This is a genomic window from Vibrio sp. E14 (assembly GCF_020515785.1).
In the GTDB taxonomy this organism is placed as follows: domain Bacteria; phylum Pseudomonadota; class Gammaproteobacteria; order Enterobacterales; family Vibrionaceae; genus Vibrio; species Vibrio diabolicus.
The window spans coordinates 371,289-385,805 of the sequence record NZ_JAHPJI010000005.1 but is presented as its reverse complement, the minus strand read 5'-3'; the positions used below and the strand labels follow the sequence as shown (position 1 = coordinate 385,805).

Here is a 14,517-nt window from a genome sequence, read left to right as displayed (position 1 = left end):
ACAGAGGCAAACAATAGAAACGTTAAAGTGATGCCTAATGCACAGTTTGGCGGATAATATGAAAGACAACTTTAACCAAGGAATAGGGTTATGCAGATTTTAATTGTTGGAGGTAGCAGGGGTCTAGGAAGGTTCTTGGCTACGAACTTACAGGGTAAAGAAACTTATACTATTTCTAGATCAAAGCTAGTTGAGGATGGAGTAGCTTCTGTTCGTATTGATGTTAGTCCGGAGAAAAAACCAGATTACACGTGCTTCAAAGGTGTAAAGTTTGACATCATAGTTTATTTGGCGTCGATGTGGGGAGAGTCTTCAAAATTGACAACAAACGAATTGATTGAGCTTATGAATGTTGGCCCGATTGGGTATCTTAATTTAGTCAATAAACTTAACGCTTTAGGTTCACTTAACGATAAATGCAATATTGTCTCTATTGGATCTACAGCAGAGCTTTCAGAAAATAGTGAATACCCTGCATTCAGCCTCAGTAAAAGATTACTCAAAGATATTTCTAGCCAGCTTCAAAACGTTTATCGTGATTACCGCTTTACTCACTTTACAATAGGTGGGATCGGGCATGCAGAAGAGGAACGTATTGAGTATTCGAGCGTTTTGGGAATTATAAATACGCTAACTAAGCTAGATCCAAACACATACCTTTCAAATATGCATATAAAGTCCAAGCTAGGAATGTAGCTCTCAAGCTGTATTACGTACCTGCTTCTATGGTTTGGCATCATGTGCATTCTTTTTATTGAGCTATGGTTATAACTCCAATGAAAGGAGTTTACTTATGTCATACATTGATGGGTTTGTCGCTGCAGTACCGACAGCGAATAAAGAAAAGTATATCGCACACGCAAAAATAGCAGCAGAAATGTTCAGGGAGTTTGGGGCCTTAAAGGTTGTTGAGACGTGGGGGAGTGAAGTACCAGATGGTGAGATCACATCATTTCCCATGGCAGTTAAAGCTGAAAGCAACGAAACCGTTGTGTTTTCGTGGGTAGTCTGGCCTTCAAAAGAAGTTCGGGACTCAGGGTGGCAGCGGATCATGGGTGATCCTCGAATGAGTCCTGAGAACAACCCAATGCCCTTTGATGGAAAGCGTCTCATTTATGGTGGATTTGATGTTATTTTGGAGCAGTAAAATACCAGAGAGCCCCAGCTTGATTCGTGACACTTGGCGCGTTAATCAGGATTACGCTTCTGATGTACATTATTCCGCGATAAGCGTTGATAAAACTCCATGTGGAGGCTTAGAGTAAAAATGGAAGGGATAAATTATTCACTGATTGTCGTATCAGCTATAGCTAGCCCCGAGCCTGCGATGGCAGGCACGTTAATGAACTACGGTCAACGCCTTGATAACCAACGGAAACCTAGACGTTGCATTACTTATAGTTCGATGAGATGTTATCCCGCAAGACGTTAATTTGGAGAAAAGAATGGATTCAAACTCACTATTATTATTTGTTGTCGCTTGTCTCGCTATCAACATGATTCCTGGACCAGATGTAATTTATATTGTTTCCAATACAATGAAAGGTAAATTATCTGCTGGGCTGAAAGCGGCTCTGGCGCTTGGTGTTGGTTACTTTTTTCATACACTAGCGGCATGTTTAGGTTTGTCAGCAATAATTCTGAGTTCATCTTTGGCTTTTAGCGTTGTTAAATGGTTAGGGGCCGCTTACCTAGTTTATTTAGGTGTTCAGTCATTACTGTCCATGTGGCGTGGAGAAAGTAAAATCGTTGAAAACAAAAATGTTGATAATAATAAAAATGTGTTTGTTCAGGGGGTTATTGTCAGCGTCTTGAATCCAAAAGTAGCGTTATTCTTCCTGTCATTTCTGCCTCAATTTATTGATACGTCTGCAAGCTCAACATCAATGCAATTATTAGTACTTGGCTTGCTGTTCAGCGCACTTGCGACGACATGTAACGTTTTGTACGCATCTGTGGGTAATTGGGTATTTAGTCGTTCACACTCTCAGCGTTACTCTAGAACTCTTGAAGGTGTTTCGGGTATTCTGCTTATCAGTCTAGCGAGTAAAGTGGCATTTAGTGATCGTTAGATACAGGGCATTTTATTCTCGTGATTTTTATATGGCTAATGTTTGCTCAACCTATACGTAAAATGAGTGCTATTGCATAGGTTGAATCACAAATTTCATAAATACCAATAAGTGAACGTATTTATTTATAGTATGGTTGGCGCGATTTTATCGTAGCTAGGTTAATAACATGAAAAATAAAGTAATTTTGTGTTCCGCATTCCTTTTGGGTTTGTCAGGTTGTGCTTCTGTTCCTACTGTTGATTCGACAGTATCAAATCAAATGAAATCATTTGAAGCACCTCAAAAGGGGAACGCAGGGATTTACATTTACCGAGAAGATGCTTTTGTCGGAGCAGCACTTAAAAAGTATGTTTACGTCGATGGAGAATGTATTGGTGAAACCGCTCCTGGTGTGTTTTTCTACCATGAGGTCGAAGGCAATAAAGAACATCAAGTAAGTACAGAGTCTGAGTTTTCTGAAAATCACTTAACTATCTTAACGGAAGAGGGTCGTAATTATTTCGTTAATCAATACATTAAAATGGGTGTATTTGTTGGTGGTGCGGGCGTGGAACTCGTAGACGAAAGCAAAGGTAAAGCAGAAGTACTAAAAGTAGACATGGCAGAAAAAGGAAACTGTCCTTCGATCTAGTTTAACTGACTGATTTTACATTTAAAAGTACTTAAAAAAACACAACTCAGCGCTTGACATGAAAAGTTCAACGTTGGGTTGCGTTTTTATGGCCAACAGCTTTTACTTGTTATTGGTAATACATAAGCGTAAATCAGCAACAAGGATGTGTAATGAAAAATAAGATGTGGATCTTCGCAATTATCTTGCTCATTGGTGGGCCTTCACTATTGCCATTTAGTCTGGAAGTTATTTCTATCATCGAGTTATTTGGGCTGTTAGGGTTGTGGACGGTTTATTCATCCTATGCTGAGTATTTGATCAAGCATCCTCGGCTCAAAAGAGGCGCATCTTTAGCTACATGTTGGGATCTTCAACCTCAAATATTATTCTCACTTCGTGATATTAAAGTATTCCCACTGCTGATATTTCATATGTTTCCTGTTCAAAGTGTGTTGTTTTGGTCGTTAATTTTTACCTTTTCGGGCAGTGTTATTTGCCATTACGTAATTTGATCTAACCCATTGTTCAAAGCATTTCCTTATTAAGTTTAATTGCTTGTTTAAGCGGTTACGCGGGGATGAAACAGGTCATTAAATAACTTGGCGATCATCAAAATGAGCATGATGTTTACCAGCATGAGTAAAGGTGTTTCGATACGATACTCCGGGGTCAAGTTAAGTGCGCCTGAGGTTAATACCACCAATAAATTGACGCCTAAGACTCTATGGATCATCAGCTGTGGTGTAGAAAATACCTCCCAAATCAAAATAATATTGATGAAATAAAATAACCCTAGTTGCCAGAGCTCAGTCATCATGGGCATCAAGAAGATGTATTGCAGCAGTATCACTGAACCTGTTCCCAAAACGCCAAAGAAGGCATCTTTAACAACGCTAGGAGGCATTGTAGGTACTATTGATGAAAAGACACCGGCCAACATAGGGAATATAAACCCACCTGGTACAGGGAGATAAATCCAAACCAATAACGAGGTGATAAACATCGATATTCCTTGTAAAACCTTTCTGCGGTCTTCTTTCAAGTGCTGTATGAAAGTCCGGTGTTCACGATGCCAAGATGTTTTCTGGTTCACTTGTTCAGTCAATAAGGTACGACCAATTAGATGCGTGGTTGGCTGAGCGATATCAAATAGCGTCAGGTTTTGAGCCACAGGTTTCCAGTCAATATCATCACAGTGGGGCTTTTCCACTTGTTCAAGTAATCGTTCTTGAATACGTTTCATCTCTTCTAGGCGCTGATGCCACAGCTTTCGATGTTCTTTGAGGTGGTAACTGCCCGTGAGCGGTAATCCCAGTAGTTGGCACATCTTCTCAATGTTTGCTGTGTTGGTTTCAAGGGCATCAATATCAATGTCATTTGGTTTGTCTATAGCTTTAAGCAACACCTCACGGCTGCTCTCAAAGCGTTGAATGAAATTCTCTTCAGTATTCACTGGCCAAACCAAACGATAAACAACGGAGAAGGTAATGATGCCAAGAATAGTTTCCTGCATTCGAAGTACTGCGAAATGGAACGTCACTTGACTATCAAATCCTCCCATACAAGCGATGATAGAGCACACCGCAAAGCCTATGGAGAACACATAACCGTACTTTTCGTCGCTCGACATGAAAATGCATACACCTAAAAATAGGGTAAAAAAAGTCAGGAACAAGAAGCGATCTTGAGAAAATACTGTGATGAGGAAAAAGGCATAGCCGATGCCCAGTAGGGTTCCCACTAGGCGATTATGACCTTTGTTTATCGAGTGAGCGAAGCTTTCATTTAATGCCATTACCGCGACGGCGATCGCTGCCCAATAGGGTTTCTCCCATTGAAACCATAAGGCGAGGCAGATTGCGATAACGATAGACAGCGCAGCTTTAATGGCTTCTTTGGTTGACGCATTAAACATACATTTCACCGCATTTATTGTTTGATGATTTTGATGGATGCCGTCATACCGACGCGTAGTTGAAAATCTTTTGGTAAGTTGTCTAATTTCACTTTAATTGGAATGCGTTGAGCTAAGCGTATCCACTGAAAGTTAGGGTTCACATTAGGCAGAAGGTCGTTACCTGTACTACCGTCTTGCTTCGCGATGCCGTAACCAATGCTCTTGATTTTACCTTCCAGCACCATTTCGTCGTGCATCATTAAGGTCACGTATGCTTTATCTTGTGGATCAACACCAACTAAATCCGTTTCTTTGAAATAGCCTTCGATCCAAAAGCTGTCTTCATCAATTAATGCTACAACTGGTGAGTTTGCGACAACTTGGGAGCCGGTGCGCAGATTAAAATTGGTGATGTAACCATTCGTTGGAGCGTACACCTTGGTGTAATCAAGGTTCAGTTTTGCTTCTTCGACGTTTGCTTTCGCCAGCTCCACGTTTGCGATTGCTGTCTCTACGGCGTTGTTCAAATTGTTCAACGTCAGCACAGATACCGCGCCAGGTGTACGCTTTTCTAGTTCCAGTGCACGTTGTTCTTCATTTTTGGCTTTCGCTAACAACGCAATGGCTTGCTTTTGAGCAGCCTGGGCTTTGTGGTAAGACGCTTTATAAATGCTTGGGTCAATCTCAAATAGTAAGTCGCCCGCATTAACTTGGGAGTTGTCTTCAACATATACCTTGATGACTTGCCCGGTTACACGGGGCGTTATAGACACAATGTACGCGCTGACATGACCATCTCTAGTCCAAGGATTGTTTGAGTATGATTGGTAGTAACTGAAAATCACAGTGCCAGCGGAACACAGTAATAAAAATGTGATTAGATAACGTTTTATCACGGAATTTGCCTCAAAAGATGGTTATGAATCGACCAATTACTCCAGTAAAAATCACAATTAGGCTCAGCTCTGCAAGTGCTGGAAACGCAACATATTTGTGTACCCCTAATTTTGTCGCAACGGTTCCAACCAAAATGGTGAGCATGTAAGCCAATGCAACAACCAGCAGCAAGGGTGGGAAGTAAACTTCACCCCACACAAGCTCATGTGGCATTGAGTTCATAGTGCTTTTCTCTATTTATTTGATGAATGCAAAGATAAGAGAAATCCTACAAATGTAATAATCGCTTTTGTAGGATCAAATCCATCAATGTATTTTTTTAGAGAGTTCATAATGAGTTACGTCTAATGTCGAACGTGCTTTTAGGGGAGTATGAGTGCGATAAGTTTTCGCATTTACGTGCGGAATAGCTACGTATCTAGTGATGAGGATAAAAGCCTCGGGTTAACCGTCGCTCTTTCGAGCTAGCATTCTCAATAACTTGTGATAGTTTAGCCATGTAGCCCTAAGATATAAGAAAACCTATGAATTTTAGTCTTGAACAACTATTGGCATTCGTTGCTGTTTACGAGGAGCTTTCGTTTAGCAAGGCTGCTGTAAAATTGAATAAGCACAGAACAACCATCGGGCAGGTTATTACGAATTTAGAAGATTTACTTGCTGTGAGCTTGTTTAATCGGGTTGGCCGTTCCGTAGAACCCACTGAAGATGCTCGCCTTCTTTACCACTATGCAAAGCAAACAATTGAACAAGCCCGTAAGTTTGACAAAGTCGCATTGAGCCTTGCTCATGGTGGCTTAGAGAGTGTCAGCATTGCCTATTCTAGTGCCATCCCACATCGTTTGCTGGTGTTACTTCGTGTTCAATTAGCGGCAGATTTTCCGATGATGCGAGTTAACTTTTTTGTTCGTAACCGTAACGAGATCAAAGAAGGTTTAGCGACTGGTGAGTACCAGTTCGGTATTGTCAATGTGCATGATAGCCGTGCAATACACAGTCTAGACTCGACGTTTTTAGGTCACTTTGAATTTGTTCCCTTTGTCCAGAAAGGTGGTGAACTGGCTTCTATGGCACCCGACCGAGTGTTAACTGCGTTGAGGAATAGCAAGCAATTTGTGTTGCGATCTTTCGTTGAAGAAGGAATGGGTGAAAAAGTTATCGTCAGTTCGAATCATGAAGAAGTCGATCAGTTGGCTCTTGTTGTAAAAATGGTTGAAGCAGGGCTAGGGTGGGCGATTCTTCCTAGAACGCTGGCTCATTCCGAATTTTCTAATAATGATATAGAGCCCGTTGAAGTCTGTGAATTACTAGAAGGCTTTAAGTTTGGTTTTGGCCTTTGGTGTCAACCCTCTAAGCAAATAGGGGATGTAAAAGACTCTATCATGAGGGTTGTTACGGCGTATCGGGAGAAGCTAATCCGCGATTTTAAAGCGACGCCATAACTGTATTCATCCAAACCACATTTATAAACAAGACTCAATTCGAGTCTTGTTTTTTACTTATTCAAGCTTCGTTCAATGAGAAAGCTCATATCGCTCAGCCGCTTTAGTTTAAGAAAGAGAGGCTGCAGTTATTTCACCTCTTGCTCTGATCTAAATAAATTGAGAACCAGTACCCCTAGAACTATAGCGATAGAAATAGAGACGAATCGAGTCATTTGAGCAGAAAATGATTCGATGCCCGTATTGTTAATAATCTGGTAAGTCAGCACAGTGAAGTTAGTAAAAAGCAATTGATAGATGGTTAAGTGTGTCTGTCGACGTATTGCAAAACACGCTAGTTGCAGGCCACAAAAGATGGTAACGCCAAGTACAACGTAAGTAGGTGCACCTGTGGCTACTGCAAGCATGCATGGAATAGTAAACAAGATCCCTAGGCTTGTAGTGATAATTCGATACCGCCCAAAGGAATGACTGTCTTGATTAACTGGGTGCTTAATCATGCTGCCAAATGTTATTGCGATCAATAGCGTTTGAGAGCTTCCAGATGATATTAGCGCGTACAAAACAACACACAATGCGGTTGCTTTAAAGACGATAAGCCCGATATGTTCGTTTGCACCATCAAGAGTGGTTTTGTCTGGTTGTATATCTTTTTCGTCCCCAGGGAATAGCCAAAAGCTAATGTATGTGGCAACCAACGCAACGATGAAACTAGTAAATAAGACCCATGGCAACCCCTCAAGCGACAATCCCATTTGTTGGCTTGTGACCACGATAATCAATACAACAATCAAAGTGAGTGTCGAAACGATGTCTTTGGGATCGCGATGACTTCGGTAATAACTCCAACAGAGAAGTGACCAAGTAAACAGTAAGAAGCCACTAGGAGAGCTCATGAGCGCTCCTGCTAAAGTTACGATGCCAAAGCTGAGAAGTGAGAGTATTACCAGCAATTTCAACATCATGTTGAACGGGGGCTTAGATGGCATCAGAGTTAGAAAAATCACAACGAATATTGGCGCGATAAAGGGAGTAGGCGCACCTGAATACTGTAAGTAAAACAGTAAAAGAATCGGAGTGAAAACCAATCTAATGATTGGATTTGCTGAACTATGAAACATAAGTCCAGATACTCAACACTCTCATCCAGAAAGAGGCCAGCCACTCTCCAAAGGTGCTTTGCTCAGTTAAAAAAGCGACCGTTGCTTTCGAACCATAACGTACGTTTTCGGGAATATCTCCGCCTTCAAAAACAATATTTACAGGATAGCGCTGTGCGTTTAAGGAATTATTGTCTGCAACCAAAAAGCCAGTTGTCGGATCGACGTCGTTACTGCCACCAGTACCCCAGCCAATGCTTTCTACTCGCCCTTCAAACACTCTGCCAGGTAAAGCATCCAACACAATCTTTGTTTTTTGTCCCGCACGAACATGCTCGAGTGAGTTTTCGCGAACAAGCGCTGATACCCACACGCCTCTCGGATCAATGAAAGTGACAAGAGGTGAGCCAGTCGTCGCTTTTTGCCCAACAGTGAGTTGTAAGTTAGAAACGATCCCCTTTGATGGAGCAATCACTTTCGTTCGTTGTAAGTCGAGTTGCGCTTTTTCTAGATTTGCTATAGCTGCGAGAATCTGGGGATTATCTTGCCCTTCGGGACCAAGATTATGCTTGGCTTGAGCTAAGGACGCTTCTGCTGCCTCTAATGTGGCTTGAGCTCGTGCTTTAGCTTCGATGGCGTTGTCTAGCTCAGATTTACTCAATACCCCTTTTGCGGCGAGCTCGGTTACGCGAGCTGCTTGTTCTCTTGCGTTGTCTCGAGCTGCGAGTGATTCAATGACCTTAGCTTGTGCCACTTCAACAGCCGCGGTGTTGGCTCCAATGTTTTGGCCAGCAATGGCTAAGTTTGCTTCGGCTGAACGCAGATTAATTTGATAGTCTCTTGGATCAATTTCGAAGAGCACATCACCAGCATTGACGACTTGATTATTGCGAACATGGATTTCAGTTAGGTTCCCTGAAACCTCTGGAGTAATACGGACAAGATAAGAATGAATCCGAGCGGTGCCAGTGATTGGTGTTACTCGATCTGCCCACAAGCTATATAGCCAAACCACAAAAACGAGGCCAATAATAATAAAGCTTAACTTTCTGGAAGATGATTCCGCTTTAGACATCCAATTCTCTCTTGTTACAATACGTTAGATAAACAATGTTACAACATGTGACATAAACAATGTTACAACATGTGACATAAACAATGCTTCTAAAAAATCAACTATTTGTCGATAAGGTTATAGGATTGTTCCAAAGGTGCCATTTAGAGAGACTGAAGCATGCTAAACGAACTTTCCAATCACATTGGCTAATATCGCCAATAAAAAAGGGGCGACATTTCGCCCCCCAGCTCGTCCATCAGGTTTTTGATTTGTGATTATCTCTTTGAGCTGTAGAGAGAAATCAACTTAGACTTTCTGTTACAACTGGCTTGTTATTTCGTTTAGCAATCCAGTACGCAACGCTACCCCAAAGCACGGTTAATGACCAAAGTGCTGTCCAATGTTGTGCGACTTGTTGCCAGGTTGCCCCCATTTGGTTTAGCGCTAAGAAAGCTTTGATCGCCCAAGTACTTGGGCTTAAATCAGCAATCCATAGTAGGGGAGCAGGAATAGCTTCAACTGGCCAAATAAAACCAGCCAAGAAAATGAGCGGCATAGAGCTCACGAGGACGACTAAGGTGACAAGTTCACGTCGAGGTAATAAGTAACCTAGCCAGAAGCCTAGTCCGCAACAACCTAAAAAGAACGGGAACAACATGGTAAGTAGTTCGCTCACATTGGCGATATGGTTTACGTTTAAACGTTCGAAGCTAAAACCAAAATAATAGGCGCCGAGTAAATAATAAATTGCCACAAATACTAACGTTCTCACAAGCAGCAGCGATCCCGTTGATACTTGAGACCAGTAGCCACGACCATGACGCTGTGTTCCCGTTTGTAATCCAACCGCCATGATCAACGTTTGTTGTAAAATCAGAACAAATACTGCTGGCACTACGTATTCGATGTAACCCATGGTTGGGTTGAACGTTGGTTTCATATTAAGCTTAATAGCAGAGTAATTATGGCTAGCCATACTCATGGGCACACCATCTATCACCATTTTACTGACTTTCACTTGGGCCCCTAATGTGCCTCCAGCTTGGGCCAATCCTTCTACCACGGTTCCGTACACGAGAAAATACGAGGCGTCCGCAGCGTAGGCCAGAGTCGGGCTTTTACCTAGCATTAGGTCTTTGTAAAAGTGTTCTGGTATGACTAAAAAACCGGTGATCTCTCGTTGTAAAAATGCTTGCTTTGCATCGGCAATCGTATGAAGTCGAGTGACTACGTTGACTTGCGGAGTGGCATCAACCATACGTTCCAGCTTTAAACTCGTCTGACTACCATCTAGATTAACAATCGCGATTGGTTGTTCACGAGGCGTTTGTTGTGCATAAGGCAAAGGGTATAAAAACGAGTAAAATACGACACCACCAAACACGGTCAACGTAACGACTGGATTGGTTAGAACGGCCTTAAGTTCCGCTTTAATCAGTTGCCACAATGTCATACCGCCTCCTTCGCTTGGCGTGTTGATGAAGCTGTTCGATGTTTACCCATCAAGGCTGCGGTAATGAGCAGGGGCACAACGTAGCCAATCATAGGCCATAGCGAGCTTAAAGATTGTGCGGCCGATGCTCCATAGCTTGCTTGACTCACTTGCACTTCAATGTAATGGGTAATCGGCAATAATGAACGCCATGCATAAGCGAGCGTGTTCATGTCAGAAACTGGGAATGTAATTCCCATGAACGCGAAGCTTGGAGCCGTAAACGCGCCAGCAAAACTCATCGCACGTGCAGGATCCATCGACAAGAAGAAGAACAACGCTCCCATAATGATACAGGCGATAACCGTCGCTAATTGTGCTAGTAGCATAACCACAAAACTGCCTTCCATTGGCCAATCAAGCACGGAATAAAACCAATACAAGAACAACGCACCTTGCGCCATAAAGACCGGAATGTACTGACTTAATAGGGAAGTGAGCCTGGCGTATGGCTTTCCACCATAAATGCGAAAGTGCGCGGCAAGAATCAAAATAGTGCTTACTACAATACATATTTGCCAAATAGCTGGCACGATAGCCGTTACCAAAAATTGTGCGTAGTCATTGTTACGGTTAAATAATGCGGTTATTTGTGTCGACACGGGTACAGCCTGTCCAGCCGCTGCTAACGTTGTGGTGTTACCCTTAGCCAAGTTTCCCATTACTTCAACCTGAGCGTCGAAATAGCCTTGTGCTTGCGCAACGGCAGAGTTGATCAGTTTCGCTACCAAAATGTACTGACTGTTGTAAAAGACAGAAAGTTGAGGTTGGCGGTGCTGGAGAATATCTTGGTCGAACTTAGATGGGATGACCGCGTAAGCGTAGATATCGCCTTCAATCATCGCATTTTTTGCTTCGCTTGCACTGGTGTAGTGATAGTTAACAGCCAGACTCGACGACGCATCCAAAGATTGAATGAGCTTTCGAGAAAGTTGGGAATGTTGTAGATCAACCACACCGATTGGCAGATCCCGGGCAATGCCCGCAGAGAACACTCCCCAAATCATCATCGCGAGCAAAATCGGTATCCAAGTAAGGCACGAAAGCAACCACTTGTCTCGTCGTAAGATATGCTGCTGTGAAATATTAATCGTCATAGCATTAACCTAGTGGTTGTGATTAAAGTTCAACGACAACACTCATTCCCATACGCAGTTCAGGTTCGGGTTGAGCTGGACGAGCTTCTACTTCAAAGGTACGAAGATCAAAACCTTGAGAAGCATCGGTTGCTCTCCACGTTGCAAAGTCACCCATAACGGCAACATGCGTTACTTTGAACTCAACATTTTTATTTAAGGCAGGCAAATAGGCATCAAAGGTTGCTCCTTTTTTAAAGTGTTGAAGGTAATCTTCACGCACATTCAGTGTCGCCCAGGCATCTTCTGTATCTATCACAGTAACTACTGGGAAGCCCTGAGGTGCTAATTCACCACTTTGAAGCAGAACTTGAGAGACTTCGCCGTCGAACCAGCTGTAGATCTGAGTATCTTTCGCATACGCTTCTACTTCGGCTACGGCACCTGATGCCATGCGCGCTTTTTCCGCCGCAGCCACTTTGGTTTCACTTCTAGCGCCTTCTTTTGCCATTTCATACATTTGAAACGCGGCACTTTCTGTGTATTTCGCTGCTTGCCATTGAGTTAAAGCTTCATCGCGTTTTTGTTCTGCAACCACGCCATCGTTATAAAGGTTATTCACACGATTGTAGGTTTTTTCCATTAAATTCGCAGAGGCTTTGGCTTTCATCCACTGATCTTTTGCTGCTTGGATTTGTTGCTCACGTGCGCCTTTCTCAGCTTCTTGAGCTAAGGCGTCCGCCGCTTTTTCACCTGCTTTTGCTTGTTCTAACTTCGCTTCAATTTCAGGACTATGAAGGGTAAAAATAAGCTGACCTTTCTCTACATCGTCGCCTTTACGTACCATGACCTCATCAATACGCCCTGGGACTTTTGAGGAAATGCTGTATTGCTGGGCTTCAATTAATCCCTGTAAGCGGATCGGTTCTGGTTGATAGGCTTGGTAAAATTGATACCCAACCCAAGAGGCAACACCCAAAGCACAAAGTGAGAGTAAAACGGGTTTTAGTGATTTAGCTGCCATGATTTATTTCACCTCTTTGGATGTTGAAGCAGGGATATAAGCGGTATTTTGATATTGTTCGAAGCTGTTCATTTCACTGCTCAATGCGAGTAGCTTGGTTAAAGATATTAAATAGCGGAAACGCGCCGCTGAACGTTGTGTTTCTATACTCGCGACATAAAGTTGTGCATCCACAACATCCAGAGAAGACGACAGACCCTGAGTAAATGCTTTTTCACGCAAGCGCAGATTTTCGTTAGCGAGTTCAATGCTAGATGCGAGCCCTTGTACTTCATCAATGGCTTGCTGAGCCTCCAAGTATGTCTTTTGGACTAACAGCGATAAGTCTTGTTTGGCTTGGGACTTTAATGAGTCGACCTGCGAGACGACGCTTTGAGCGGCTTTGACTTTTTCGCTTCGCCCTGATGATTCAATCAGTGGAATGCTGACACCAACACCAACTAACCAGTCAGGCTTCATTTGGCTTGCGAGAGAATCGTCTTCATACAAGCTGTAGTCGCCGTAAAGATAAACTTCAGGGTAGTATTTCCCTTTTTCTGCTTTGATTAAGCTAGAGGCTTGTTTGTGTTTAGCGCTCAGAAGTTCTAACCCCGGATAGGTAAGCAGCGTTTGATCGACAAAAGCGGTAAGAGGGGGAAGACTGTCGTTGATAAACAAAGATTCAGCGGGCTCTACGGCATCATCTTGCGCGAGTAATTTACCTAATGCAGCCTGAGCGATACTCAAATCGCTGGCAGCTTTACGTGTTTCTACAGATGCTTTATCTAAAGAAGCCTCGGCTTGCAGGCGCTCAACGTGCGCGATTTGTCCTTGCTCTTCAAGCTTAATGGCAAAATCTCGATGCTTTTTTAGCCCAGCTTCAACCGCTTGCCGCGTTGCGAGTACTTCCTTTGCCAGTACGACAGAAAAGTAGTACTTCGATAAATCTTCAAAACGCGCTTGTTGTTCCATTAGAAGCTGACTTTTCGCCTCATCCGTTTTGCCTTCTGCTGCTGATTGAGCCGCAGAAATTCTACCACCAGTAAAAATTGGCCAAATGGCACGAATAGACGAAGAGAAAATATCGCGCTCGGTTATGGTCGAAGTGGTATTAGCTAAGGCACCAAAAATAGGCTGAAAAGCAGGAGGTACGTTAATGTGTGCTCCTGTGCTGTCTAGGACCTGTTTTCCCGAAAGCGTGATATCGGTATCTAAACGCGTGTAATTCGCGCCAATGGTAACTTGAGGTAAGTTGAGATTGCTGGTGGCACTCTCTTGGTATTGGTAGTTCTCGACGTTTGAGCGTTGAGCTTTAAGAGAATAGTTGTTTTCTAGCAATAGCTGCCATGCGGTATCAAAAGTGATCGGTGCCGCATGACAGGCAAGGGAAATCGAGCTGCTAAGTAAGCCCAATATCCAAAACTTTCCTGTTTTTTTCATAATGGCTGCTTTGTCGTAGAGTATTAGCTCTAATATAAAGGATTCGTAACTGCGTGTTAAGTAGGAGGGAAAATTGGGCAGTAGTATGCGCCCAGTTATATTTGTGCTGGGCGCGGGAGATGTTACAAATTTATTTCGTATATGGACAGTGAAACTCCGCTCTCCACTCGAGCTGACGAGAACCTCGCATCGTATTCAATAGATCTTTTCCGCTCATTTGAGGGAATGATAACAGGACTTTGAGATCAGAAGTACCGCCTCCGTTTTTTTCATAAGCCCTGACGTGTGTAAATGTTGAATACATATTCTCTGACAGCATCGCCTTATTCAGGCATATTCCAAAGGTATCGCGTTCCATGTTTGGTGTTCCTTCTAACTATAAATGCACCTCTGTTTATAGTTTTCCAGTTTTCAGATGGTGTCTA

16 protein-coding genes are annotated in these 14,517 nt (G+C 42.9%); 6 read left to right on the top strand and 10 right to left on the bottom strand.

All coding sequences use genetic code 11. The features are described 5' to 3' along the window. Positions 1-90 precede the first annotated feature (90 nt). From LIX84_RS16340 to LIX84_RS16320, 5 genes are all read left to right on the top strand, one after another. Positions 91-696: a hypothetical protein gene (locus LIX84_RS16340; RefSeq protein WP_226421753.1), complete on the top strand. Its 606-nt coding sequence runs from the start codon at positions 91-93 to the stop codon at positions 694-696. Positions 697-793: 97 nt separating this feature from the next. Beyond that, entirely contained in the window at positions 794-1,147 is a 354-nt protein-coding gene (locus tag LIX84_RS16335) for a DUF1428 domain-containing protein (protein ID WP_226421752.1), read from the top strand. Between the two features lie 298 nt (positions 1,148-1,445). Continuing rightward, positions 1,446-2,072, top strand: coding sequence for a LysE family translocator (locus LIX84_RS16330; protein ID WP_226421751.1), 627 nt, complete (start codon positions 1,446-1,448; stop codon positions 2,070-2,072). Positions 2,073-2,241: 169 nt separating this feature from the next. After that, complete coding sequence (locus LIX84_RS16325) at positions 2,242-2,706, top strand: DUF2846 domain-containing protein (RefSeq protein WP_005397344.1); 465 nt, start codon at positions 2,242-2,244, stop codon at positions 2,704-2,706. 152 nt (positions 2,707-2,858) lie between these two features. Then, a complete protein-coding gene (locus LIX84_RS16320; RefSeq protein WP_226421750.1) occupies positions 2,859-3,200 on the top strand; it encodes a hypothetical protein in 342 nt (113 codons plus the stop codon). Positions 3,201-3,247: 47 nt separating this feature from the next. Here LIX84_RS16320 and LIX84_RS16315 read toward each other — a convergent pair whose 3' ends face one another. From LIX84_RS16315 to LIX84_RS16305, 3 genes are read right to left on the bottom strand one after another with little or no spacing between them, the layout of a single operon-like run. Then, positions 3,248-4,603 (bottom strand): FUSC family protein, encoded by a 1,356-nt coding sequence (locus tag LIX84_RS16315; RefSeq protein ID WP_226421749.1) that lies wholly within the window; start codon positions 4,601-4,603, stop codon positions 3,248-3,250. 14 nt (positions 4,604-4,617) lie between these two features. Next, on the bottom strand, positions 4,618-5,481 hold the full coding sequence (locus tag LIX84_RS16310) for an HlyD family secretion protein (RefSeq protein WP_031780619.1): 864 nt from the start codon (positions 5,479-5,481) through the stop codon (positions 4,618-4,620). Positions 5,482-5,491: 10 nt separating this feature from the next. Continuing rightward, positions 5,492-5,704 carry a DUF1656 domain-containing protein gene (locus LIX84_RS16305; RefSeq protein WP_170903376.1) on the bottom strand — a complete coding sequence of 71 codons (213 nt, stop codon included), beginning with the start codon at positions 5,702-5,704 and terminating at the stop codon, positions 5,492-5,494. A gap of 302 nt (positions 5,705-6,006) precedes the next feature. Here LIX84_RS16305 and LIX84_RS16300 point away from each other — a divergent pair, with 302 nt between their 5' ends. Next, positions 6,007-6,924 carry a LysR family transcriptional regulator gene (locus LIX84_RS16300; protein ID WP_226421748.1) on the top strand — a complete coding sequence of 306 codons (918 nt, stop codon included), beginning with the start codon at positions 6,007-6,009 and terminating at the stop codon, positions 6,922-6,924. 128 nt (positions 6,925-7,052) lie between these two features. Here the strand turns inward: LIX84_RS16300 and LIX84_RS16295 are convergent, their stop codons facing one another. The 7 genes from LIX84_RS16295 to LIX84_RS16265 form a co-directional block, all read right to left on the bottom strand. Continuing rightward, positions 7,053-8,045: a DUF2955 domain-containing protein gene (locus LIX84_RS16295; protein ID WP_226421747.1), complete on the bottom strand. Its 993-nt coding sequence runs from the start codon at positions 8,043-8,045 to the stop codon at positions 7,053-7,055. Next, positions 8,035-9,099 (bottom strand): HlyD family secretion protein, encoded by a 1,065-nt coding sequence (locus LIX84_RS16290; RefSeq protein WP_046875202.1) that lies wholly within the window; start codon positions 9,097-9,099, stop codon positions 8,035-8,037. The genes LIX84_RS16295 and LIX84_RS16290 overlap by 11 nt, the downstream gene beginning before the upstream one ends. Before the next feature lie 283 nt (positions 9,100-9,382). Next, entirely contained in the window at positions 9,383-10,534 is a 1,152-nt protein-coding gene (locus LIX84_RS16285) for an ABC transporter permease (RefSeq protein ID WP_226421746.1), read from the bottom strand. After that, entirely contained in the window at positions 10,531-11,670 is a 1,140-nt protein-coding gene (locus LIX84_RS16280) for an ABC transporter permease (RefSeq protein ID WP_226421745.1), read from the bottom strand. Before LIX84_RS16280 ends, LIX84_RS16285 begins: the two co-directional genes overlap by 4 nt. Positions 11,671-11,692: 22 nt before the next feature. Beyond that, positions 11,693-12,673, bottom strand: a complete 981-nt coding sequence (locus LIX84_RS16275) for an HlyD family secretion protein (RefSeq protein ID WP_226421744.1) — start codon at positions 12,671-12,673, stop codon at positions 11,693-11,695. Positions 12,674-12,676: 3 nt separating this feature from the next. After that, on the bottom strand, positions 12,677-14,092 hold the full coding sequence (locus LIX84_RS16270) for a TolC family protein (RefSeq protein ID WP_226421743.1): 1,416 nt from the start codon (positions 14,090-14,092) through the stop codon (positions 12,677-12,679). A gap of 130 nt (positions 14,093-14,222) precedes the next feature. Next, positions 14,223-14,450, bottom strand: coding sequence for a hypothetical protein (locus LIX84_RS16265; RefSeq protein ID WP_005377125.1), 228 nt, complete (start codon positions 14,448-14,450; stop codon positions 14,223-14,225). Positions 14,451-14,517: the final 67 nt, after the last annotated feature.